We start from the raw sequence: 19,249 nt of genomic DNA on the forward strand, positions 1-19,249 counted from the left end.
CAGTGTTGGCCCCGGAGCTGCTGGCGGCAGCAGCGGTGTCGGTGACCTTGTCCGTTCCCGGAGGCAGTGGCGGCGGCGCAAGCGTGGCTCAGAACTTCAGCGTGGGCTGGGGCGGCGGCACGCGTTCTTTGGCGGCCAAACTCCCATCACCTTCAACGGCGGGACCGGAGGCGCAATCGCCTCTGGCGCAGGAGGAGCGGGCGGTTTTGACGTGTCAGGCACAACCAACCGCGCAGCCGGTGCTGGTGGTTCCGGCAGCGTCGTTATTACTGAATACTGTGCGAGCTAAAGCCATGACAACGTATGCATTAGTTGACGCGCAAGGCGTCGTGACCAACATCATCCTCCTTGAGAATTCTGCGGCCTATAAAGCCCCGGAGGGCCTAACGCTCTCCAAAGAGACGGATACGCCATACGAAATCGGAGGCACGCTACTCTCCGGCGTTTACACACCTCCTGCGCGCCCCGCTCCACCTCCGCCTCCGGTGCCATCTTCGATCAGCGACCGGCAGTTCTTCCAGCAACTCGCGGTTGCCGGCATCATCACGGAAGCCGATGCGCTTGCCTCAAACGCGGCTGTGATCCCGTCGCCTCTACTAGCCATCATCAACGCGATGCCGGTCAGCCAGCAATTCGCGGCTAAAATGCTGGTATCAGGTGCGACCGTGTTCGAGCGCAACCACCCGATGACAATCGCCATCGGTGCGGCTTACGGCATGACGTCGGACGAGATCGACGCGTTCTTCCGGGCCGCGGCGGCGCTCTAGCGTTCGCTCGATCGCGGAATGAAGTGGGACAGAAGCTATGACACAGGCAACGGTCACTGGAAACGGCTCGAACCCGTGAAGTCGAATTCTGGAGTGTGATGCTCGGTGTGGAATTTAGCAGTCAAGGACTGGCAGGACAGAATCCGCAAAGGCGAATCGCTCGTGCCGGAGCTGCCTCTGCTCGACCAGCTCGCTGCACAAAGAGCAGTGAACATTTTCGATCGCCTGCGCTTGCCCGACGTTCCTGGAAAGCCGCTACTGAGGGATGCTGCGGGCGATTGGTTCCGCGACATCGTCCGCGCGTTGCACGGTTCGATTGTCGGCGGCGAGCGAATGGTGCGCGAACCGTTTTTACTTACGCCGAAGAAATCGAGCAAGACGTCGAACGGCGCGGCGCTGATGCTTACGTCGCTGCTGATCAACGTGCGTCCGAACGCCGAATTCCTCCTGATCGCCCCGACGCAGCCCATCGCCGAGATTGCGTTCAATCAGGTCGAGGGGATGATCGCGGCCGATGCTCGACTGCGCCGTCGGGATATGATGCGCGTCCAGCCGCACCTTAAAAAGGTGACATGGTTGGAGACCGGCGCCACGCTTCAGGTCAAATCGTTCGATCCAAACGTGCTGACAGGCGTCAAGCCGGCTGGCGCCCTCATGGACGAGTTGCACGTGGTGTCGACGAATGCCAATGCTGATCGCGTCATCGGTCAGCTTCGCGGCGGCCTGATATCGCAGCCGGAAGGATTCTTGACGTTCATCACGACGCAAAGCGAGAGACCGCCTGCAGGCGTGTTTAAGGCCGAGCTGGACAAGGCGCGGGATATCCGTGACGGCAAGCGCGAAGGCGCGATGCTGCCGATCCTCTATGAATTCCCCGACGACATCGCGGCGGATCCCGAGAAGTGGGGCAATCCCGAAAATTGGTTTATGGTAACTCCCAACCGGGGGCGTTCGATCACCATCGAAAGGCTGGTCGAGGACTGCCAGGCAGCGAAAGACACCGGGGAAGAAGAGTTTCGGCGCTGGGCATCCCAGCATCTGAACATCCAGATCGGGCTCGGGCTCCGTTCGGACAGGTGGGCCGGTGCGGACCATTGGGAGGCGAGCGGCGACCGTACCGTAAGCCTCGACGCGTTGCTCGATCGCTGCGATGTCGTAGTGTGTGGCATCGATGGCGGTGGTCTCGACGATATCCTGGGGTTTGCGGCGATCGGACGGGAAAAGGAAAGCAGGCGCTGGCTACATTTCGCGCGTGGCTGGATTCACGCCTCTGCGCTAGAGCGGCGGAAGCAGATCGCGCCAACGCTGCGGGATATGCAAAAGGCCGGCGATCTGGTCATCGTTGACCAGTTTGGCGATGATATTGAGGAGCTCGTCAGCATTATCGAGCGGATCGACCGCGCGCACTTGCTCCCGGATGAAAACGCCATCGGCGTCGACCCGATCGGCATCGGCCAGGTCCTGGACGCGCTGGCGGCGCGCGGCATCGACAACACTGACAAAAAGCGGATTGTGGGCATTGCGCAGGGATGGCAGCTGGGACGCGCGATAAAGACCTTAGAGAGGCATCTCGCCGACGGCTCGTTTGTGCACGGCGCTCAGCCCTTGATGGCGTGGTGCGTGGGCAACGCCAAGATCGAACAGCGGGCGAACGGAATTCTGATCACCAAGCAGGCGAGCGGTTCGGCAAAAATCGACCCGTTGATGGCAACCTTGAACGCCACGGACCTGATGTCGCTAAACCCAGACGCCGGCGGCTCGGTCTACACCGCAGATCGTGGCCTGTTGGTCTTCTCAATATAAACGGAGGGCGCCATGACGCATGAACCGTCAGTGCACGAACATGAAGGGACCGCGGCCCAACTGATGCTGAAAGCCACCTATTGGCGTGAGGAAGCCAGGCGCTTCGTTGGGAAGCCGGAGGAGCGGTGGTGCATCGATTATGCCGAACACGCCGAGACGTTGGCCGAGTTGGAGCGGCTGAAAGCGCTGGACTGAAAGCTAGAGCGGCCGGATCATCGATCAGCTGGCCACCATTGCAAAATAAAAAACCTTAATTATATCAGTAGGAACCGCTAGAAACGTCGACCCTGGCGCTTTGCAATAGGGTTGAACTTTTAACTATTTCGTGCATTGTCACGGCGTGGGCCACAAGCCCCGGGGTCTGCGTATGCGGGCCGAAATAAGGCCCGGCATAGTCCGGGCCTTCATTTTTTCATGTCGAAGCAACTGTATTTGATCCCTAAGTTCGCACGCGCTTCTGGCGCTAACACGGCATCGATGATTCGCTTTGAGTGAATCATCTTTGCGTAAGGGCGGTACTGCGGGTCGTAGCCACCTTTTACCATTGGAAAGAGCATCAGATCGGCGAATTGCACCATCGGGACTTTCTTGGTGATGCGATTGGGCTGCCCCAGTAGGATCGACTTAAAGTCCTCCGGCCGTAGCCCATCATAGCCGCCTGAGGTGCCTGGATCGAAGGGCATGCCTTCCTCCTCAAGGAGCTTAGCATAGGACATGATATCCCGATCCTCATGCTGGCCGGCTTGCTCGAAATAGATCTGAAGCTTCGCTCCATGCTTTGAAGCGTATTTCGCTGCTCTCTCAACTAAAATGGCGAACGCCGTCTTGCACAGCAGCCAAGGCTTCTCGTATCTATCGGCATATCGCGCAACATAGCCAGGCCGATCAACCGCGCAAGCTATACCGACGGCAGGGAGACCGAGGATAGTCCACTCTAGATCACTCAAAAAATCTCGCTCTCGTGCGCCATCATTACCCAGCCACGAGAACGGTCCACGGCGCCCTCGTATCTTCGTTGAGTGCAAGGGATAGTCGATATTCCAGCGCAGCGAAAATTTGCGGTGCGCATCAATAAGGTGTTTGACGTTTTGCTCGTGCACCAAAAGACCGCCTAGAGCAAAATAATCCATCGCGTCCCGACGCTCCATCTGCGGTTCACGGTCGGTCCGCCTTGTGCCGGAATCATCGATATAAAGGTGCACGCAATTCATAGAACGATTTCGATCTCAGATTCTTTGTGGTCAAATATTCCAGTGGACCATCCAGTGCTGATCCGTCAAGCGTGCCGCTCCGGTCAGATCATATTCTCTTCGACGACCTTCTGCCGACCCGCAGGAGTAAGTAACCAGTATACTGCGCCGCTCACATAGTTGGCGCTGCCTACTTGTGCGAGACCCGCTTGATCAAGACGATCGAGATGATACTTGAGAACGCTCAGTTCCATCCCAAGGGCGCGCGCGATTACCCTTGTGTCTCTGTCGTCGATATCGTCAGCCCGAAAAAGCTGAACCAAAACGCGCGCGGTGTCGCCCTTGAGATTTGACTGAATTTGCGGGGGCGCCTGTGAGCGCAGTTCGGCATTCTCCTTTTCTAGAAGAGCTACTCGCTGCTTCAGTATCTCAACCTGCTCGCTCGCCGCGGCGTATCGTTCCTCCGCGAGTTTGACCCGCTCCCTCATGACGCCTGAGAGCGGCACTTCCTGCAAAAGATCTTGTAACCACCCCATCGAAATCCCCTGATGCGTGCTTGGTCAAACCGCTGGCCACTTCTTTCGCGCTAGGTAGGCTTCGTGTCCATCGACGAGCGCAAACACGCGGCGCTGCAGATCATCTAGTTTTGGTGCGAAATGACCTGAAACCTCGTCGCCTCCAATGAACTCGAAGTAAATATTGAGTGTTTCGGCGACGACGAGAGCCAAGGACGTCACCATTTGCGGTCGGGGCCGCCTCCACGCCATTTTAGGGGTGAACGAATTCGCCGTCTCGTCCCAGTTCAAATGATTCGTATAGATGTCGTGCCAATTTCCATGCACGTTGTGCGACGTCCCACCAAAGAATGCTGAGTAAGCATCAGATAGCCCGACCGCTTTCGCTTTTTCAAAAAGGTTTTTACCACCCCATGGGCGCTTGTCGCGAATATCCACGTCATCGAGCGAAATGCCTGCAGCTCGTTCCGCCCGACCGATCGAATTCAACATCCTATCTTCAATGGGTAATATAACGCCGCTGCGGGCCGCAATATTCGTTTGGATTTTGTCGCGCGTCTTGCGCTCGTGTCGGAGCGAGTGCTCCACGTAAGAGTCGACTAAAGACTTAGAGAAGCTGTCTAGGAAGAATCTGATGTTGACGGTTGTTTCGTAAATCAACCGCGCCATGATCATGGCTGTCTCGTCCCGATGCTTGCATACCTGATCAAGAAAAGCGTCGAGCAACTTATACTGGCGAACGACCGCGCCTCCGACAGCTGCCAGATCACGGTCCCAATATGTCTTCTCTCCCAAGGTGCCGGCCGCAATACAGCTGTAACCGGCCGTTTCCACCATCAGTGAAACTGCAACAGACGTAAATTCGCTTTCGGTCGTGAAGGAGGCCATCACGTCGGCGTCGACAGACACTCGATCGATCTCGGGTACGGTGTGGCCAAGAGTCATTGTGGAGCATTACTTCTTCTTGAATGCGTCCTGCCGGACCTGAACACGAGCCACATCGAATTCAGGAATCTTCGCTCCATGAGCTCGCCTCGCGTTCAGCATGTCTCTCCAGTGGTCGCTCGAGTACGGCCCTGTCGCTTGAATACACTCAACAAAGATCTCAGTGGCCTTACCGATTTTTGCTGGTTCGTTAGCTGAATAGCTCGGCCGAGTTTCCGGATGATGCAAACGCCACCAAACTTTCTCAACAATCATGTCTTCGCTATACGGCTCCGGATTGTCGGGGCGATTGATCGAGATATAGGAGCCAATCTTAGGCACTTCGGGGAGGTCGAACTCCAAAGAATACTCTGGGTTGGGTTTCTCCACCTCGCGAACAACTATTGTCACGCGCGTCATTGCTGCCTCCTCCAATCTTCAATTTTGGTTCTAGATTCGACAGCTTGATCGCCCGGCAGGCCGCGGAGCTCTAAGTACAGTGAAAGCAGGGCAGCGCCGTGCGCGCTTGTTCTCGCCGTTTCTGCGAAAATCATGCTGCCCCGTGTGTTAAAGCCATTTTGCGCGGCCGTCATTATTTCCTTCGCGATCTGCATCGTGTGTTCGGGTGGCCATTGGTCAATGCGGCCTCCCTGGTCTTCCAACTCCGATAGGCAAGATTCGAAAGCCGAGACGATAAGCCCTTTATCGGCTGAATTCATGCGTTCGTAGCGCCGCAAAATATCATCCACTTGCTTCGACACTGCGTCAGCTCGTGCCTCTGCCCACCGCTTCCGCAAGTTTGCAAACATGATGTGATTGAGACTCCTGATATTTGCGAGGACCTTGTCAGCGCGTGATCCTTACATCGCCGCTGTCGGACGGCAGGGGACGCTCCCCGTCGAGGTCATTATGGGAGAGTAGGGCTCCGATCCCGAAGAGCATCATGCCGCCGATCCAAATCAAGCTGCTGGCAGTCAAATACGCCGACGTGCCGATACCAACTGAGCCGGTCAAGCCAAAGAGCGTACCGGCGTTGAAAAGGAGCCCAACGATTCCCCACAGCCAAAAGGCCGCAGAGAGGAAGCCTTTCGCGATCGTGTGATGGCTGCGGAGTCGAAACGTTCGCTCCCATTGCTCCTTGCGCGAAAACAGCCCCATCCGAAACTCCTATTGGTGGGTGCCGTAACGGTTGCCGGTGTTTGAATTCACGTAGGTCCCGCCGCGATGCGACGATCCCGAACCGCCCGAATAGCTGCCGCCGTGGCTAGAGGTGTGATGGCCTCCGCCATAGCTGACGCGGCCTCCGTGCCCACCTCGCGCGTTTGCCTGCACATTCAGGCCCAACAGCAGCGTTAGACTGGCAACGATCGCAATCACCTTCATGAACTATCTCCCCGGATCTGCATTGTTGAGCTGGTATCCAACCGCAACGGACGGGCGAGCGCCGGGGTAGGAGCGTAGAGCGGCGTCATCAATCGATATCGTCACCGTCGTCGTCTTCGTCGGCTCCCCGATCTGGGTCCTCGACGTACACTAAGCAGCCTTCATAGAACGAGATTGCGTTGCCTCGCAGCGGGCAACCGGATTCGGACGTCACATTGTGCGCTTCCGCCCACCGATACCCGGCGGCGTGACCCGAACAATCATTGGAGCATTCGTAACTGCCAAATTCGCGAGCCTGGGCGGCACAGCCGCCGAGCACGACGCAAAGCGCCGCAATTGCAAATCTACGCATGAAACGCCCCCGGCCAAAATAAGGGGGATATCCAACCTCAACCATTGCGCGAGATCAATAGGTTGCGCCCGTGAAAAGCTGCCACCCGGGATAAATATGCAGTCTTGTGCACGGACGCGCCGAAGCGCCCCCGGAAAGGGGTGATTTAGTTAACGATTCGGGGTAGGGTGTCCGTGGGCTTCAGAACCCGGACCAGAGCTATAGCCGCACATCCTTGGTCAGGATGCTCCCGATTGGCGTCGGGGGTGACGGCTGAATGACATCATTCCCTCTCGGAACGATGTCGACGGACGCACTTGGCGGTGCGGCTCCGAACCCTGCCATATTGGCCGGGGTCGGGCGTGCTGTCCAGTGGGGGCAACCCCTAAAAGCGCTCGGCGTGTCGCTCTGGCACGTTCTGAACCCCCGGCTGCAGCGGCTGCCCCGCTGCGAGGGCCTTCAGAAGCCCTAAGCTACAGAGCACTAACCATGACCAGAAAACGACCCTCCGGCGCCCCGGGCGCCTTGTCAGTCTGTCCCGCCCCCCTGATTCCAGCCAGCCATGCAACCGCATTCCACCCCGTCGGCGAGTGCACCGAACCGGACGCCGAGGCCGCGGATTCAAGGACCGGGACTGGACCAACTTTGAGCAGGAGGATTCTTATGAACGTGTTCGTTTCGTCCGCGGCAGTGGTGACCGCGCCGGCCGTGGCCATGAACTTGGCTCCCCATGAGCCTGTCATCGACCACCAGGGCAACTTGGCCCGGGTTGAGCAAATCGTCGACGTGCTACGGACGCGCTATATTTGCGAAGGCTGGCAAATGGATGAGGCCGGGGCGGCGCGCGCTTTGATCTATTTCCGCAGGCATGTCGAAGGGCCGCCCTTTGAGAATGAAGATGAGGACACGGCTGCATATCATCAAGCGCTAGAATTCTTCAGATCGCATGGTCAGAATCTTGATTGGATCCATGACGGCAATCCGGTCGGGATGATTTGCGGGCTCGCGAAAGAATCCCCGCGTGCAGCCGATTTGGCCGCCGTCCGTGCCAATGTCGATCCCATCTTTGGTCTGATCGAAAATCACAAGAGAGCCAATGCAGAATATGCTGAGGCCGTCCGGGATCTCGTACCCGGTACACTCAGTCCGGATCCGGAAAAGGAAGAACTTTTCGGGGACCGGGAAGTCGAAGCGCGGGACGAGCTCGCAACGACCGTTCCAAAAAGCTTGGCTGGACTGCTCGCACTGCTCACCTACGTGGAGGGTGTCTCCAGCGGGAAATATTCATCCAGCGGAAGGCATGACAATGCCTTCGATGAGGATCTTTCGAACGTCATCGTCAGCGCGCAAGATTGCCTTCGCGATCACTTAGCCGGGTCTGCCGTCTGACGCCCACGGGGTTTGGATGAAACGATGCCCGCCGGTTCGCGCCGGCGGGCTTTCGAGTGTCCCGTCGGCCACAAACTGTGGCAGCTATTCCCGATTGAAGCTGTGGGCGACCTGTGAACAACGGAATTAAGAATGGAGTCGGCGGCCCTCCTGACTAGAGCTTGATTTGAGTTTGGTTTGGCTCTGTTTGGCTCACAGTAGGGAGTAGCGAGATGGCCACCGGAAATTGGGTTGTAAAGCCTGCGCACGTCCGAAAGACTGTGGACGTTCTTATGGCGGCAGGTTTGGAAATCCAGCGCGTCGAGGTCGGGCGCGACGGCAAGATCATTGTTACGACCGGCAAGCGGTCTGGAGCAGCAGACGGCGAGAGTGAGCTGGATCGAGAGCTGGCAGAGTTTGAGGCGCGGAATGGTGAGGGTTGATCTCAAGGGCATCGCAAAGGTCAAAGCCAAGGGTCATACGTATTGGTATGCTTGGCGTGGAGGACCGCGGCTGCGCGGTGAACCAGGGTCGCCAGAATTCATTGGCTCGTACAATGAGGCAGTGGAACAGAGGCGCACGCCCGATAGGGCCCGCTTTCGCTTTGTCGTCGCCGACTACAAGAAGCGCGAATTCAAGAAGCTCTCGCCATCGACGCGAGAGGAGTGGGGCAAATGGCTTGACCGCATTCTCGACCATTTTGGCGACCTGCGAATAGCTCAGTTCGATCGACCAGAGAAAATCAGGCCGTTGATTCGCCGCTGGCGTGACAAATGGGCCAAGACACCGCGTACAGCTGACTACGGTCTGCAGGTGCTATCACGGGTACTCGCACACGCAGTCGATCCTCTGGGCAAGATCTCGGGGAATCCTTGCGAAGGCATCAAGCACCTTTACTCAAATGATCGTTCAGAAATCATCTGGACCGATGCTGATGTCGCGCAGATCAAAAAAACCTGCTCGATCGAAATTTCTCATGCTGTCGACCTTGCGGGGCATACAGGCCTGCGGCTCAGCGATTTGCTTCGCTTATCCTGGTCGCATGTCGACGATGACGCGATCGTGCTGACAACCGGCAAGAGCCGGCATCGTCGAGAGGCAATCATTCCTCTTTATGGCGCGCTGCGCGATGTGTTGGCGTGCATTCCGAAGAGGTCGACGACGATCCTGACAAGCAGCAAGCGTCGGCCTTGGACGGCCGACGGCTTCGGCAGCTCGTTCAATAAGGCGAAGATCGACGCGAAGATGTCCGGGCTGGATCTTCATTTCAATGATCTGCGGGGCACCGCGGCGACCAAATTCTATATCGCTGGGTTCACCATGCGTGAGATCGCGGAGACGCTCGCTTGGGAAGAGGAATCCGTCGAGAAAATCATCCGTCGCTATGTCGGGCGCTCGGCCGCGATGAAGGACAGGATCAGGAAATTGGAGAGCAGAAAATGAACAAATCTAGCAAAACCACCAGCAAAACTTTATCGGCAATTCGGCCTAAGTATTGGAGCGGGCGAAGGGAATCGAACCCTCGTATGCAGCTTGGGAAGCTGCCGTTCTACCATTGAACTACGCCCGCGGATGCGCAGCCTGCGCCCGCTCTGATTAGCCGAGACGGCGCATCTCGCCAAGCGCTTTGGCGCAGGCCGCCTGACCCTTCTTAAGTTTCCGGTAAGATTTTGGGTGCGCCGGATTGTGGCGGTGTTATGATCGCCTGTCTGGGGAGACGTGCACTGAGTGGGGCGTGTGCATGGTGGGGCGTGGCTACGCGATATTCGACACGACCATAGGGCGCTGCGGCATCATCTGGAGCAGCACCGGGGTCGTCGCCGTGCAATTGCCGGAGGCGCGGGAGATCGACACCCGCCGCCGGATTTTCCAGGTCCATCCCGAGGCGCGCGAGCAGCGGCCTTCCGCGAACGCCGCGTTTGCGATCGAGGGCATCGTGGGCTTGCTGCAAGGCAGCGATGCCGATTTTTCCGAGGTCAGCCTGGATGCGAGCGGGGTGCCCGGCTTCAACCGGCGGGTCTATGAAGCCGCCTGCGCCATCCCGCGCGGGGAGACGCGCACCTACCACGAGATCGCCAAGGCGCTGGGCGCCTCCGGCGCCGCGCATTCTGTGGCACAGGCGATCGCGAAAAATCCCTACATGCTGATCGTGCCCTGCCACCGGGTGCTGGAGGCCGGCAATTACACCGACCGGCTCTCGCCCTATGGCGGGGTGATCTCCAAGCGGCGGCTGCTGTCGCTGGAGGGCGCCCATCCGATCGCCAGCAAGACGCTGTTCGACGTGCTGCTGCCCGTTGCCTCGCCGAGGCCCTCCACCTAGATAGGTGGCATGGATGCAACCACGCTGCTGACGACCCCCTCGATGACCGTCTCCGAGTTTCGCTGCGACGCGGGACCGGACGACAGCCCGTTTGCGGAGTGTCGCACCGGCCATTCCATTGCCTATGTCCGCGCCGGAAGCTTTGGCTGTCATTGCCGCGCCGGCTTCTTCGATCTGGTCGCGGGCTCGATGCTGGTCGGTGCGCCGGGCGAGGAATACACCTGCACGCATGAGCATGTCGCCGGCGACGTCTGCCTGTCCTTTTTCCTCGGCGAGGATCTGGTCGACGCGCTCGGCGGCCGGCGAGACGTCTGGCAGGTCGGCGCGACGCCGCCGCTGCCCGAGCTGATGGTGCTGGGCGAGCTCGCCCAGACGGCGGCAGATGGCAACAGCGACCTCGGTCTCGACGAGGTCGGCCAGATCCTCGCCGGCCGTTTCGTCGATGTCGTCTCGGGCAAGGCGCGCAAGCCGACGACGCCGACCGCGCGCGACCGCCGCCGCGCGGTGGAAGCCGCGCTCTGGATCGACGCCAATTCGCACGCCGAGGTCGACCTGGAACAGGCCGCACGGCAGGCAGGCCTCAGCCCCTTCCACTTCCTGCGGCTGTTCTCGGCCGTGCTCGGCGTCACCCCGCATCAATATCTAGTGCGCTCGCGGCTGCGGCATGCGGCGCGGCTGCTGACCGACGACGACATCGCAGTTACCGACATCGCCTATGACGTCGGCTTCGGCGATCTCTCCAACTTCGTCCGCACCTTCCACCGCGCCGCCGGCGTCTCGCCGACCAAGTTCCGTCAGGCCTCGAAGGGAGAGCGCAAGATTCTCCAAGAGCAACTCATCCTCAACTGACTAGGTTCGTCTCCGGCGCGCGCCGATTGCGGCGCGCTTTGGCAATGGAGACGACCATGTACGACCATATCGGATTGCGCGTTGCCGACCTCGACGCCGCAACGCGCTTCTACACCGCAGTGCTGGCGCCGCTCGGTTATGTCCTGTGCTCAAGCGGCGACGGTTATGCCGGCTTCGGACCGCAGGGCGCGCCGGCGCTGTGGCTGCACCTGAACAAGGGACGGAAAGCCGATGGCGCGCATATCGCGTTTCGCGCTGGGGATCATGATTCGGTCAAGGCATTCCATAGCGAGGGCCTGAAGAGCGGCGGTCGCGACAATGGCGGCGCCGGCCCGCGCAAGGATTACAGCCCGACTTACTACGCGGCGTTTTTGATCGATCCCGATGGCAACAATGTCGAGGCGGTTTGCACGTGAGTACGGCAGGCCTCACCACACACATTGTCATGCCCCGGCTTGACCGGGGCATCCAGTACGCCGCAGCTTCTCGATTCATCACAGCGGCCTCTGGAATACTGGATCGCCCGATCAAGTCGGGCGATGACAGCTGAGATGACGGCGCTATCGCTCGCTTCTCTACATCACAGGACTCAACCAGGATTCAACAATGGCCTCCATCCACAACGACATTCCCCTCAACGCCCCGGCGCGCGACGTCTGGGATGCGGTGCGTGATTTCGGCGCGCTGCATCGGCGGCTGGCGCCGGGCTTCGTCACGGCCTGCACGCTCGACGGCGACGCGCGCGTCGTCACCTTCGCCAATGGATCGGTGGCGCGCGAGGTGCTGGTCGATTGCGACGATGCGCGACAGCGGCTGGTCTACGCGATCAACAACGAGCGGCTGAAGCATTACAGCGCCTCGGTGCAGGTGATCGCCGAGGGCGAGGCGAGATGCCGCCTGGTCTGGATCATCGACATGCTGCCGAATGAGCTCGCGCCTTATGTGCAGGGACAGACCAAGGACGCCGTCGCCGCCATACACCGAGCATTCCCCGCCGCGGCTGCGTGATCTTTCTCACAGAGCCCAGCCCTTGTCCGCAATAACCATGGCGGCGTGCGCCCGGTTGGCTCCGCTCTCCCGGCGGCGCCACGCACGCGAGGAGCAGGCCATGAGAGGTGCGGACAAGGTGATCTGCCAGGCGGCCGCCGTGCTGCTGATGTTTTCGATTTCGAGCGCGCCGGCAAAGGCGCAATTCCTCGGCGGCGGCGGTGCCGGCGGCGAGGACATGATGACCCAGATGGCGCCGATGCTGGAGATGATGAAGGCCAAGATGGGCAAGCGCCGCTTCGGCATGATGATGCAGACCATGGGCCCAATGATGAGCCGCATGATGGAGAATGGCGGCGGCGGAATTGGCGGCCTCGGGGGCGGCAATCTCGGCGGCGGTTTCGGGGCGCCCAATTACGGCGGCTACGCACCGATGGGCGGAGGCGGATATATGCCGACTGGAATGAGCGGCATGGGCGGCAGCGATATCATGGGCATGCTCGGCGGCGCCGGTGGCGGCGACATGATGGCGATGATTCCGCAACTGATGCGGCTCGCCAATGTCGGCGGCGGTGGCGGCCATCGCCGCCACAGGCATCGCTAGTCCGCAGCGGCCGACAGAGCCGGCCTGATCGCAGGTTTGGTCTGGCGCGGTCCCCAGCGCGTCAGCACCACGCTGGAGGACGAGAGCAGGCCGAGCACGACCATCGAACTCGCCGCCAGCCAGAAGAAGCTTTGCGCGGTGGCATCGTGCGTCGACAGCCACCAGCCGACCGCCGAGATGTAGATCAGCCGCGCGGTCTGCGCCAGCACCGGGCCGATTACCTTGGCAGCGCCCTGCGACGAGAAATACATCGTCGAGGCAAGGCCGATGAAGGCGTAGAACGGCGCCACCGTCGACAAATATTGATGGCTGGTGGCGCGCACGGTCGCGCTGTCGGTGAAGATGTTGACCCAGAGATCGGGGAAGATCGCAACCAGGCACGCCGGTGCACCGACGGCAACGAAGGCACTCGCCGCCGCGATCCAGGCGATGCGCCGCGCGCGGGCGATGCGACCGGCGCCGACCGCCATGCCGATCATCGGCACCGAGGCGATGCCGAACGAGAACGCGATCGAGGTCAGCAGGAATTCCAGCCGCGCACCGATGCCGTAGCCGGCGAGGATCGCGGTGCCGAATTTCGCAAGCATGTGGGTGAAGATCGAGATCGTCAGCACCGATTGCAGCGGCGAGAAGCAGGCGATGGCGCCGACCTTGAGGATGTCGAAAAACATCGCCCATTGGATCCGAAGTCCGCGCAGTTTCGGCGTCACGCGGGCGCGGCCGGAGAACAGGTACCAGCCCATCACGCCGATGTTCATGCAATAGGCAATCAGCGCGCCGGCGGCGACGCCGCGCATACCGAATTGCGGCACCGGACCGAGCCCGAGGCCGAGCGTGCCGCCAAGCACGATCTGCCAGGCCGCAGAATTGAGGATCAACAGCGACGGCAGCTTCATGTTGCCGGTGCCGCGGAGGATTCCGGCCATGGTGTTGAGTAGCCAGGGCAGCACGGCGCCGCCGAAAAACACCTGGGTGTAGGCGATCGCATGCGTCAGCACGTCGCCGCGGCCACCGAGCATTTCCAGAACGCGCGGTCCGAAGATCAGCATGCCCAGCATGAAGACGAGGCCGAAGCTGATTCCGATCAGCAGCGCGTGCGCGGCGAGCGTCCCGGCACGCTCGCGATCGCCGGCGCCGAGCGCGCGCGCGATGGCGGAGGCCACCGCGCCGCCCATCGCACCGCCCGACATGGTCATGGTCAGGATCACTGTCGGAAACACCAGCGCCATCGCGGCCAGCGCTTCCACACCAAGACGTCCGATATAGGAGGTCTCCGCAATCACCGTGCAAGTGCCGGCTGAGAGCGCGACGACGTTGGGCCAGGCCAGTCCGAGCAGCGTGCGCAGGATCGGCCCGTCCATCAGCGCGCTCCTCACAGGGCGCGGGGGCGGCGGCAGCGGACGCTCTTGTTCATCGACCGGGATTTCGGCGATGTCTGACATGTCCTCTCCGGGCGAAAGCGCCATTTGCGGCGCGGCAATGCTTGGGTGTACCAATGAATTGGTTCGCGCGCAGGGCGCAACGACAGGCTTGTTAGCACGATGCGCAGCGATTCCTCCTGCGCTAGGTGCAGGCGTGCCCTGCGGCAGCGCATTTCAGCCCGTGGAATTGCGGCTCTCAGTCTCCGTGGGGCCACCCTTCGAGACGCCCGCGTCGCGGGCTCCTCAGGATGAGGTCTTGTTTCGCGGTGACATGTCGGACCCTCATGGTGAGGAGCCCGCGAAGCTGGCGTCTCGAACCACGAGGCCAACGCCCGCGCGGCATTACCCAATCGTCCAGAGCAATGGCGGACGGCCGCGCGATGTCGGGAACAGGTGCACTCCGATGTGCCGCCCACATCCGGCCGCGAGCCCTTCGAACAACCCCGCCAGCACCTTGGTGCAGGCAGGGTGGTCATCGGCGACGCCGTCCATCAACTTCCAGCTCTGCTGACGGATTTCGAACATGCCTTCGGATTGCGTCGTCTCAGCCACATCGTCCTGCGCGACCAACAGCGCGTTGAGGAACGTCGCGAATTCGCTCGCACCGCCGCGGCCCATCGACAGCGCCGCAGCGACCTCATCGAAATATTGCATCCCGATCAGCTTGCCCGTGAGGTGCAGGAGATAGCCGGCATCCTCCGGACCGAACAGCTGCACCATCACGGGCGCGGCGGTGCGCACATATTCCATCGCATAGTTGCGATAGGCTTTTTCCAGTCGCGGTCTTGGCCAGCTTGCGACTGGCAACGCCGGAGCCGCGGCGGCATCGAACAGCGGCGCTTCGAGATGCCGCGCGAACACGAGGCGCTGGTCGAGCTCGAGCGGCTGGTCATATTGGTGGTAGTAGCCTTCGAGCCCGTCCTGGCCGTCGACGCTCTGCTTGGTGCAGACGAACCCTAATCTGGTATCGCCAAGCGCCACACCGTTGTTGGCGTGCCAGCCGCGCAGCATCGCGCGCGAGACTTCGCCCGGCACGCCGCAGATGGCAGTGCCCTTCCAGATCCAGCGCGGCGGCGGATAACGGATCCAGGCTTTGCGATCGCTCTCATGCATGTATTCGACGTGCACGCCGCCGATCCAGTTGGAGAGGTAGTGATATTGCGCGGCCGCCACGGCGGGCGGCAGATGGGTCAACCCGAGCTTCTCCAGCCCCGGCAGAAAGCGCTCCTGCTGCTGGCGGCGGAACACGCGAAAGACAAACTCCGCAGCATCCACCGTGCCGCGACGCGTGACCACGGTGAGGATCAGGCCGGTGAAATAGGCGTGATAGAGATCGGCAACCGCGCGCCAGCGTTTCCATTGAGCTTCCTGCGCGGGGTCTGATGCGGCGGTCATGTTCGCTCCCGATCGTTGTTTTGATCGAGTGTGTCACTGCATCCGGTGACGGACAAGCTAAGCCGCACGCAGGGCGCCCTGCACGCCGCCAATTCCGCATCGCGAATTTTGCGCAGGCTTAATTTTGCGCAGCTTTGGCGGCACGCTCGCGCTCGACGCGCTCGGTCACGTCGCGCGCCATCGCCACCGATCCCTGCACCACGCCAGCGGCGTCCCGCACCAGCGCGAAGGTCATCTCGATGTAGAGCTTGCGTCCGTCCTTGTGCAGCGCGCGGGTCAGTGTCGGTTTGCCCGCAAGCTTCATCGCGCCGCTGGCAAGCGCGGCCTCGAAGCCTTTCCAGTGCGCGGCACGCAGATGTTCGGGAATGATGAGGTCGAGATTCTGACCCAGCGCTTCGTCCGCGGAGAATCCGAACAGTGCGGACGATGCGCGATTCCACCGCATGATCGTGCCGGAGCGATCCGAATAGATCAGCGCGTCTGCGACGTCGTCGAGGATTTTTGCGTCGAGTTCGGATTGATCTGTCATTTCGCCACCTCGGACGTAGCCCGGATTCGCTTCTTATCCTGACACAGATTCGGTGTCATCGCCCGACTTGATCGGGCGATCCAGTATTCCAGAGGCGGATGTGATCGAACCGATAGGCTGCGGCGTACTGGATGCCCCGGTCAAGCCGGGGCATGACAGCGGAAGGTGAGCCTATCCCTACACCCGGAAATGCTTGCTCAGCTTCAGCCCCTGGGCCTGGTAATTTGAGCCGATGCGCTGGCCGTACATGGCGTCGGGGCGCGCCAGCATCTTTTCATAGACGAGGCGGCCGACGATCTGGCCGTGCTCGAGGATGAACGGCACCTCGCGCGAGCGCACTTCGAGCACGGCGCGCGACCCCAACCCGCCGGCGCCGGCATAGCCGAAGCCGGGATCGAAGAATCCGGCATAATGCACGCGGAACTCGCCGACCAGCGGATCGAACGGCACCATCTCCGCGGCGTAATCGGGCGGCACCTGCACCGCCTCTTTCGACGCCAGGATATAGAACTCGCCGGGATCGAGGATGAGACTGCCGTCGGGACGGGCCGAGATCGGCTCCCAGAACTCCTCGACGGAATAGCCGGCGCGGCGATCGACGTCGATCACGCCGGTGTGGCGCTTGGCGCGGTAGCCGACGAAGCCGCCGCTCTTCTCGCCGGAGAGATCTACGGAGACGGCGACGCCGCCGGTGAGATCGGCATCGTCGATATCGACGAGACGTTCGGTCGCGTGCAGCGCCTCGAGGTCGTCGATGTTGAGGATGGCATCGCCGGTGCGGAAGCGTACCTGACTCAGGCGCGAGCCCTCGCTGACCAGCACCGGGAACGTCTTGGGGCTGATCTCGGCATAGAGCGGGCCGTGATAGCCGGCACCGATCATGTCGAAGCGGCGGGTGCCGTCGGCGATCACGCGGGTGAAGACGTCGAGCCGGCCGGTCGAGCTCTTCGGGTTGGCGGCCGCGACGATCTCCGGCGGCAACGCGAGGCTTTCGAGCAGCGGCACGATGTAGACGCAGTTGGTCTCCAGCACCGCGCCGTCGGCGAGACTGAACTCGTGCAGCTTCAATTCGTCGATGCGCTCGGCAACGGTGGCGCCGGGACCAGGCAGGAAGCTGGCGCGAACGCGATAGGCGATATCGCCGAGACGCAAATCGAGGCTCGCCGGCTGGATCTGGCTTTCGACGAAGTCGTAAGCGGGCAGGATGAGACCGCCCTCCGCCATCGCCGCGATCATGCGGTCGGGCAGGATACCATTGGCGTCGGCGGCGACCGTGAACGTCAACCCGGGGTCCTCATCAGGGATCAAACACATCCCGACATGCGGGAAATATGAGCGTTTTACGGCTATCCGATGGACGTCTTGACGGAAAGGGCATTGCGGAATATGAGCATGACTTATCCCGTGGTGATTTGAGCCGGCCGGCTTGCAGCCACGTTAAATAAGTCGCTAAACAGGCCGGGGACCTCTGTGATCCCGGCCCGTGGAAATATTCCAGGCCGGTTTTTTTGTGGCCATTTTCGATGGTCACTTCAGGAGGTCCTATGTCGAAGTCCCCGGCGCCAACCGCGCAATACCGTCCCGAAACTCGCCTGGTTCATTCCGGCACCCTGCGCTCGCAATATGGCGAGACCTCGGAGTCGCTGTTCCTGACCCAGGGCTACGTCTACAACAGCGCCGAGGAGTGCGAGGCGCGGTTCAAGGGCGAGGACCCCGGCTTCATCTATTCACGCTACTCCAATCCGACCATCGCGATGTTCGAGCGCCGCATGATCGAGCTCGAAGGCGCCGAAGCGGCACGTTCCGCCGCGACCGGCATGGCCGCGGTGACGACGGCGATCCTGGCGCCGCTGAAGGCCGGCGATCACGTCGTGGCCTCGCGCGCGCTGTTCGGCTCGTGTCTCTACGTCGTGCAGGATTTGCTGCCGCGCTACGGCATCGAGACCACGCTGGTCGACGGCCTCGATCTTGACCAGTGGCAGCGCGCCATGAAGCCGAACACCAAGACGTTTTTCCTGGAGAGCCCGACCAATCCGACGCTCGACGTGCTCGACATTCCCGGCATTGCCGAGATCGCGCACAGCGGCGGCGCGCGGCTCGTCGTCGACAACGTGTTCGCCACGCCGATCTGGCAGAGCCCGCTCGCGCTCGGCGCCGACGTCGTGGTCTATTCCGCGACCAAGCACATCGACGGCCAGGGCCGCTGTCTCGGCGGCATCATCCTGTCCTCGGAGGCGTTCATCGCCGAGCACATCCACAATTTCATGCGCCAGACCGGCCCGTCGATCTCGCCGTTCAACGCCTGGGTGCTGCTCAAGGGCCTGGAGACGCTCGCCGTGCGCGTGCGCGCGCAGACCGAGACGGCCGCGCGCATCGCGGACGTGCTGGCGAGCCATCCGAAGATTTCGCGGCTGGTGTTTCCCGGCCGCGCCGATCATCCGCAGGCGGCATTGGTGAAGAAGCAGATGCGCGGCGGCTCGACGCTGGTCGGCCTCGAGGTCAAGGGCGGCAAGCAGGCGGCGTTCCGCGTGCTCAACGAGCTCAAGCTTGCCAAGATCTCGAACAATCTCGGCGACGCCAAGAGCCTCGTCACGCACCCCGCCACCACGACGCATCAGCGCCTCAAGCCGGAGGACCGCGCCGCGCTCGGCATCAGCGAGGGATTCATCCGCTTCTCGGCGGGGCTGGAGCACGCGGATGATCTAATCGAGGATCTGACCGCGGCGCTGGAGAAGGCGTAGCCACACACTCGGAATCGTAGGGTGGGCAAAGCGAAGCGTGCCCACCCTTCACGATCGCGGTGCCGATAGATGGTGGGCACGGCGCGCGAAGAGCGCGCCTTTGCCCACCCTACGGCACCAAG

General features: G+C 61.3%; 24 protein-coding genes, 1 tRNA gene and 1 riboswitch. Of the genes, 12 read left to right on the top strand and 13 right to left on the bottom strand.

Annotated elements, in window-relative coordinates; translation table 11 throughout:
- The first annotated feature begins 5 nt into the window (after positions 1 to 5).
- The 3 genes from ABIB90_RS02645 (at position 6) to ABIB90_RS02655 (ending at position 2,765) form a co-directional block, all read left to right on the top strand.
- Positions 6 to 767 (top strand): hypothetical protein, encoded by a 762-nt coding sequence (locus ABIB90_RS02645; protein WP_354200127.1) that lies wholly within the window; start codon positions 6 to 8, stop codon positions 765 to 767.
- Positions 768 to 872: 105 nt separating this feature from the next.
- Positions 873 to 2,570, top strand: coding sequence for a terminase large subunit (locus ABIB90_RS02650; RefSeq protein ID WP_354200128.1), 1,698 nt, complete (start codon positions 873 to 875; stop codon positions 2,568 to 2,570).
- A gap of 12 nt (positions 2,571 to 2,582) precedes the next feature.
- Positions 2,583 to 2,765, top strand: coding sequence for a hypothetical protein (locus tag ABIB90_RS02655; RefSeq protein WP_354200129.1), 183 nt, complete (start codon positions 2,583 to 2,585; stop codon positions 2,763 to 2,765).
- A 209-nt stretch (positions 2,766 to 2,974) separates the two neighbouring features.
- Here ABIB90_RS02655 and ABIB90_RS02660 read toward each other — a convergent pair whose 3' ends face one another.
- From ABIB90_RS02660 to ABIB90_RS02695, 8 genes are all read right to left on the bottom strand, one after another.
- Entirely contained in the window at positions 2,975 to 3,781 is an 807-nt protein-coding gene (locus ABIB90_RS02660; protein WP_354200130.1) for a DUF3800 domain-containing protein, read from the bottom strand.
- An 83-nt stretch (positions 3,782 to 3,864) separates the two neighbouring features.
- A complete protein-coding gene (locus tag ABIB90_RS02665) occupies positions 3,865 to 4,296 on the bottom strand; it encodes a hypothetical protein (RefSeq protein ID WP_354200131.1) in 432 nt (143 codons plus the stop codon).
- Positions 4,297 to 4,320: 24 nt separating this feature from the next.
- Complete coding sequence (locus ABIB90_RS02670) at positions 4,321 to 5,184, bottom strand: DUF5677 domain-containing protein (RefSeq protein ID WP_354200132.1); 864 nt, start codon at positions 5,182 to 5,184, stop codon at positions 4,321 to 4,323.
- 45 nt (positions 5,185 to 5,229) lie between these two features.
- The gene (locus ABIB90_RS02675) at positions 5,230 to 5,619 is read right to left on the bottom strand and encodes a hypothetical protein (RefSeq protein ID WP_354200133.1); all 390 of its coding nucleotides are present in this window, start codon (positions 5,617 to 5,619) and stop codon (positions 5,230 to 5,232) included.
- A complete protein-coding gene (locus ABIB90_RS02680; protein ID WP_354200134.1) occupies positions 5,616 to 5,960 on the bottom strand; it encodes a hypothetical protein in 345 nt (114 codons plus the stop codon). Before ABIB90_RS02680 ends, ABIB90_RS02675 begins: the two co-directional genes overlap by 4 nt.
- 85 nt (positions 5,961 to 6,045) lie before the next feature.
- The gene (locus ABIB90_RS02685; protein ID WP_354200135.1) at positions 6,046 to 6,357 is read right to left on the bottom strand and encodes a hypothetical protein; all 312 of its coding nucleotides are present in this window, start codon (positions 6,355 to 6,357) and stop codon (positions 6,046 to 6,048) included.
- A 9-nt stretch (positions 6,358 to 6,366) separates the two neighbouring features.
- Positions 6,367 to 6,582 (bottom strand): hypothetical protein, encoded by a 216-nt coding sequence (locus ABIB90_RS02690; RefSeq protein ID WP_354200136.1) that lies wholly within the window; start codon positions 6,580 to 6,582, stop codon positions 6,367 to 6,369.
- 88 nt (positions 6,583 to 6,670) lie between these two features.
- Positions 6,671 to 6,934: a hypothetical protein gene (locus ABIB90_RS02695; protein WP_354200137.1), complete on the bottom strand. Its 264-nt coding sequence runs from the start codon at positions 6,932 to 6,934 to the stop codon at positions 6,671 to 6,673.
- Positions 6,935 to 7,576: 642 nt separating this feature from the next.
- On the opposite strand from ABIB90_RS02695, the gene ABIB90_RS02700 reads away from it, so the two are divergent.
- The 3 genes from ABIB90_RS02700 (at position 7,577) to ABIB90_RS02710 (ending at position 9,724) form a co-directional block, all read left to right on the top strand.
- The gene (locus ABIB90_RS02700) at positions 7,577 to 8,302 is read left to right on the top strand and encodes a hypothetical protein (protein WP_354200138.1); all 726 of its coding nucleotides are present in this window, start codon (positions 7,577 to 7,579) and stop codon (positions 8,300 to 8,302) included.
- A 212-nt stretch (positions 8,303 to 8,514) separates the two neighbouring features.
- Positions 8,515 to 8,724, top strand: coding sequence for a hypothetical protein (locus ABIB90_RS02705; RefSeq protein ID WP_354200139.1), 210 nt, complete (start codon positions 8,515 to 8,517; stop codon positions 8,722 to 8,724).
- Positions 8,711 to 9,724 (top strand): site-specific integrase, encoded by a 1,014-nt coding sequence (locus ABIB90_RS02710; RefSeq protein ID WP_354200140.1) that lies wholly within the window; start codon positions 8,711 to 8,713, stop codon positions 9,722 to 9,724. The genes ABIB90_RS02705 and ABIB90_RS02710 overlap by 14 nt, the downstream gene beginning before the upstream one ends.
- A 53-nt stretch (positions 9,725 to 9,777) precedes the next feature.
- On the opposite strand, the gene ABIB90_RS02715 is transcribed toward ABIB90_RS02710, so the two are convergent.
- Positions 9,778 to 9,851: transfer RNA gene (locus ABIB90_RS02715), tRNA-Gly, on the bottom strand.
- Positions 9,852 to 10,022: 171 nt separating this feature from the next.
- Between ABIB90_RS02715 and ABIB90_RS02720 the strand changes: the two genes are divergently transcribed.
- From ABIB90_RS02720 to ABIB90_RS02740, 5 genes are all read left to right on the top strand, one after another.
- A complete protein-coding gene (locus ABIB90_RS02720) occupies positions 10,023 to 10,601 on the top strand; it encodes a methylated-DNA--[protein]-cysteine S-methyltransferase (protein ID WP_354200141.1) in 579 nt (192 codons plus the stop codon).
- A 9-nt stretch (positions 10,602 to 10,610) separates the two neighbouring features.
- Positions 10,611 to 11,450, top strand: coding sequence for a helix-turn-helix transcriptional regulator (locus ABIB90_RS02725; RefSeq protein WP_007597845.1), 840 nt, complete (start codon positions 10,611 to 10,613; stop codon positions 11,448 to 11,450).
- Positions 11,451 to 11,506: 56 nt separating this feature from the next.
- Positions 11,507 to 11,866: a VOC family protein gene (locus ABIB90_RS02730; protein ID WP_007597847.1), complete on the top strand. Its 360-nt coding sequence runs from the start codon at positions 11,507 to 11,509 to the stop codon at positions 11,864 to 11,866.
- A gap of 190 nt (positions 11,867 to 12,056) precedes the next feature.
- Positions 12,057 to 12,458, top strand: a complete 402-nt coding sequence (locus ABIB90_RS02735) for an SRPBCC family protein (RefSeq protein WP_354200142.1) — start codon at positions 12,057 to 12,059, stop codon at positions 12,456 to 12,458.
- A gap of 100 nt (positions 12,459 to 12,558) precedes the next feature.
- Positions 12,559 to 13,041, top strand: a complete 483-nt coding sequence (locus ABIB90_RS02740; RefSeq protein WP_354200143.1) for a hypothetical protein — start codon at positions 12,559 to 12,561, stop codon at positions 13,039 to 13,041.
- Here the strand turns inward: ABIB90_RS02740 and ABIB90_RS02745 are convergent.
- The 4 genes from ABIB90_RS02745 to ABIB90_RS02760 form a co-directional block, all read right to left on the bottom strand.
- A complete protein-coding gene (locus tag ABIB90_RS02745; RefSeq protein WP_007597852.1) occupies positions 13,038 to 14,483 on the bottom strand; it encodes an MATE family efflux transporter in 1,446 nt (481 codons plus the stop codon). The two genes, ABIB90_RS02740 and ABIB90_RS02745, sit on opposite strands and share 4 nt — an antisense overlap.
- Positions 14,484 to 14,804: 321 nt before the next feature.
- Entirely contained in the window at positions 14,805 to 15,857 is a 1,053-nt protein-coding gene (locus ABIB90_RS02750; protein ID WP_354200144.1) for a hypothetical protein, read from the bottom strand.
- Positions 15,858 to 15,975: 118 nt separating this feature from the next.
- Positions 15,976 to 16,386: a PAS domain-containing protein gene (locus ABIB90_RS02755; protein WP_354127010.1), complete on the bottom strand. Its 411-nt coding sequence runs from the start codon at positions 16,384 to 16,386 to the stop codon at positions 15,976 to 15,978.
- 177 nt (positions 16,387 to 16,563) lie between these two features.
- Positions 16,564 to 17,700, bottom strand: a complete 1,137-nt coding sequence (locus ABIB90_RS02760; protein ID WP_155809444.1) for a 2'-deoxycytidine 5'-triphosphate deaminase — start codon at positions 17,698 to 17,700, stop codon at positions 16,564 to 16,566.
- 80 nt (positions 17,701 to 17,780) lie between these two features.
- Positions 17,781 to 17,860, top strand: a riboswitch (SAM riboswitch).
- A gap of 70 nt (positions 17,861 to 17,930) precedes the next feature.
- Between ABIB90_RS02760 and ABIB90_RS02765 the strand changes: the two genes are divergently transcribed.
- Positions 17,931 to 19,127, top strand: coding sequence for an O-succinylhomoserine sulfhydrylase (locus ABIB90_RS02765; protein ID WP_354127011.1), 1,197 nt, complete (start codon positions 17,931 to 17,933; stop codon positions 19,125 to 19,127).
- Positions 19,128 to 19,249 lie beyond the last annotated feature (122 nt).

This window comes from Bradyrhizobium sp. JR4.1 (assembly GCF_040548605.1).
Classification (GTDB): Bacteria; Pseudomonadota; Alphaproteobacteria; order Rhizobiales; family Xanthobacteraceae; genus Bradyrhizobium; species Bradyrhizobium canariense.

Bases quoted from the DNA above. Each gene is read 5' to 3' on its own strand.
- ABIB90_RS02725 (WP_007597845.1), top strand. From the start codon at position 10,611: ATGGATGCAACCACGCTGCTGACGACCCCCTCGATGACCGTCTCCGAG.
- ABIB90_RS02690 (WP_354200136.1), bottom strand. From the start codon at position 6,582: ATGAAGGTGATTGCGATCGTTGCCAGTCTAACGCTGCTGTTGGGCCTG.
- ABIB90_RS02760 (WP_155809444.1), bottom strand. From the start codon at position 17,700: ATGTGTTTGATCCCTGATGAGGACCCCGGGTTGACGTTCACGGTCGCC.
- ABIB90_RS02765 (WP_354127011.1), top strand. From the start codon at position 17,931: ATGTCGAAGTCCCCGGCGCCAACCGCGCAATACCGTCCCGAAACTCGC.
- ABIB90_RS02655 (WP_354200129.1), top strand. From the start codon at position 2,583: ATGACGCATGAACCGTCAGTGCACGAACATGAAGGGACCGCGGCCCAA.
- ABIB90_RS02755 (WP_354127010.1), bottom strand. From the start codon at position 16,386: ATGACAGATCAATCCGAACTCGACGCAAAAATCCTCGACGACGTCGCA.
- ABIB90_RS02750 (WP_354200144.1), bottom strand. From the start codon at position 15,857: ATGACCGCCGCATCAGACCCCGCGCAGGAAGCTCAATGGAAACGCTGG.
- ABIB90_RS02730 (WP_007597847.1), top strand. From the start codon at position 11,507: ATGTACGACCATATCGGATTGCGCGTTGCCGACCTCGACGCCGCAACG.
- ABIB90_RS02745 (WP_007597852.1), bottom strand. From the start codon at position 14,483: ATGTCAGACATCGCCGAAATCCCGGTCGATGAACAAGAGCGTCCGCTG.
- ABIB90_RS02740 (WP_354200143.1), top strand. From the start codon at position 12,559: ATGAGAGGTGCGGACAAGGTGATCTGCCAGGCGGCCGCCGTGCTGCTG.
- ABIB90_RS02710 (WP_354200140.1), top strand. From the start codon at position 8,711: ATGGTGAGGGTTGATCTCAAGGGCATCGCAAAGGTCAAAGCCAAGGGT.
- ABIB90_RS02695 (WP_354200137.1), bottom strand. From the start codon at position 6,934: ATGCGTAGATTTGCAATTGCGGCGCTTTGCGTCGTGCTCGGCGGCTGT.
- ABIB90_RS02665 (WP_354200131.1), bottom strand. From the start codon at position 4,296: ATGGGGTGGTTACAAGATCTTTTGCAGGAAGTGCCGCTCTCAGGCGTC.
- ABIB90_RS02720 (WP_354200141.1), top strand. From the start codon at position 10,023: ATGGTGGGGCGTGGCTACGCGATATTCGACACGACCATAGGGCGCTGC.
- ABIB90_RS02660 (WP_354200130.1), bottom strand. From the start codon at position 3,781: ATGAATTGCGTGCACCTTTATATCGATGATTCCGGCACAAGGCGGACC.
- ABIB90_RS02685 (WP_354200135.1), bottom strand. From the start codon at position 6,357: ATGGGGCTGTTTTCGCGCAAGGAGCAATGGGAGCGAACGTTTCGACTC.
- ABIB90_RS02675 (WP_354200133.1), bottom strand. From the start codon at position 5,619: ATGACGCGCGTGACAATAGTTGTTCGCGAGGTGGAGAAACCCAACCCA.
- ABIB90_RS02700 (WP_354200138.1), top strand. From the start codon at position 7,577: ATGAACGTGTTCGTTTCGTCCGCGGCAGTGGTGACCGCGCCGGCCGTG.
- ABIB90_RS02735 (WP_354200142.1), top strand. From the start codon at position 12,057: ATGGCCTCCATCCACAACGACATTCCCCTCAACGCCCCGGCGCGCGAC.
- ABIB90_RS02705 (WP_354200139.1), top strand. From the start codon at position 8,515: ATGGCCACCGGAAATTGGGTTGTAAAGCCTGCGCACGTCCGAAAGACT.